Consider the following 1,999-nt stretch of genomic DNA (forward strand, 5'->3'; position numbering starts at 1 on the left):
CCGGTAGAGTCGAGATGTGACGCGGTGGCGGTAGGCTGGGTTTGTCTGTTGCCGCCTCTTTCGTCTGGCGGTGCCCGAATAACCGCACCATGGCTCCGTCTTCACACCCCGCTCATCGAACCCGTCGTGCAGATCTCCCGCAACGGGCTCTCGGACGAGACATCACGCCTTCGTACACGGCAAGTCACTACCAAGGCCCCTGTAGACGAACGAGACCGAAGTGCCCGTAGAGGTGCGAGGATGGATAGCTCCCGCCCCTGCGACGCCTGACCTTGTGCTTGATACGTAACCACCGGCGCAACCGCGCAGCGGTATAGCTGTCGAGCGCCCGGTACGCGCGTCTGAACGTCCCTACCTTGAAGTAGTTCGCCCAGCCGCGTAGCATGCGATTCAACTTGCCAACCAGCTCCGTGGTATCCAGCCACGTCATGGAAGCGGCGGTCAGCGCATGAACCTTCTCAACCATGCGCCGGATACTCTTCTTCGATGGACGCATGCCCATACGGGCCTGCCCAGTCGTTACTGAGTACATCCGCCCAAACGTGTAACCCAGGAAGTCGAATTCGCCTTCCGGAACCGCACAAAGTTGTGTCTTCTCCTCGTTGACCGTCAGCTTCAGCTTGCTCATGATCTCGCGTAGTCGCGACAACGCTTCTTCAGCTTTGCCTCGCTTGCACAGGATCACCAGATCGTCCGCGTAGGTCACGATTCGACTGCCAAGACTTCGCTCAAGCCCAAGCTTCTTCCATGCCAACACAAACCGGCGCATGTAAATATTCGCCAGCAATGGTGAAATGGGTGAGCCTTGCGGAATGCCTCGCCTGCTGTCCCTGGCCTCGGTCGTACGTGTCTTCCGGCCTCGGTGATCGGTTTCTTCAACGGAGCACTCCAACCACATCCGGATCAGATGTAGCACGCGCCGATCCACGATGCGCCGCGCGAGCGACAACATCAAATCGGCGTGGGGAATACTTCCGAAGTAGTCCGCCAAGTCGGCGTCAACAACGTCCGTTTGCCCTCTATGCAGCCGCTCCTCCACCTCGATCACCGCTTGCTGGGCATTTCGCCCCGGGCGGTAAGCGTACTGCTCTGGTGGAAGGTCCGCTTCGAAGATCGGTTCGAGCACCAGCATTGCTGCTGTCATGCACACCCGATCCCGCAAGGTCGAGATGCCCAGTGGCCTCAGCTTGCCATTGGCCTTCGGGATAAACACTCTTCTGATAGGGTCCGGCCGGTAACTTTCCTGCCTGAGCGCAAGCGCCAGTTCGCCGAGCCACTTCTGCACCCCATACGCTTCGACCTCCGCGAAGTCTTGCCGATCGACACCCGGCGCGCCCCTGTTCGAGCGGCACTGGGCGTACGCATGCGCCAGCACATCCTCGCGATAGATCTTGTCGTACAGCGCGTAGAAGCGATACCCGGCTTCTGCCTTCGCTTTCGCGTGTAACGCCATCTGCAGCTTCTGAACCCGAATCGGAGTTGATAGGTTGCCCAATCTCCACGTCCTCACTACGTATTGCGTCTGTCTTGAACTGAGGCCCCTTTCCTCCACCAGCATTACACCGGCTTCAGCGGTAATACGGGCCTCTCCGTCACCCCAAGGCGCCCGGCCTGTCCCTCGCGGGCGTCCGGTTGGTCATCCCTGACCACGCCAGGGGGCTTCCCGTGTTGCGTGCGCTTTCCTTGTGTGCATGCTGTCGCCACTACCCCGGCGCAGCGACTGGGCGTCCTGCCTGCTCATTCACCCAGTCGTATCAGCCTTCCCCGATATGGCAGTCAGGTCGGCCTGCGCATCGACGTTTTCGAGGCTTGCTCGGCGTTCACTCGCGTTACGGCCTGCACACTCGCGCTGTCACCGTATTTCGTGACACGCTTCACCGAAGGCTTCAACCGCTTCGTTACCTCCACGATTGCTCCGGTTGCTTCCGGCTGGAGCGGTTGCCGGGTGGGGCTTTCACCCACTGGAAAAGCGCCGCCTTTGCACGGCGCACGCCATGAA

The 1,999-nt window shown here is 60.3% G+C and carries 1 protein-coding gene; it reads right to left on the minus strand.

The window, feature by feature from the left end; genetic code table 11:
- Positions 1-187 precede the first annotated feature (187 nt).
- Positions 188-1,453 (minus strand): group II intron reverse transcriptase/maturase, encoded by a 1,266-nt coding sequence (gene ltrA, locus P0D89_RS52500; protein ID WP_408379542.1) that lies wholly within the window; start codon positions 1,451-1,453, stop codon positions 188-190.
- Between the last annotated feature and the right edge of the window lie 546 nt (positions 1,454-1,999).

This window comes from Paraburkholderia sp. RL18-085-BIA-A, assembly GCF_046027075.1.
Classification (GTDB): Bacteria; Pseudomonadota; Gammaproteobacteria; order Burkholderiales; family Burkholderiaceae; genus Paraburkholderia.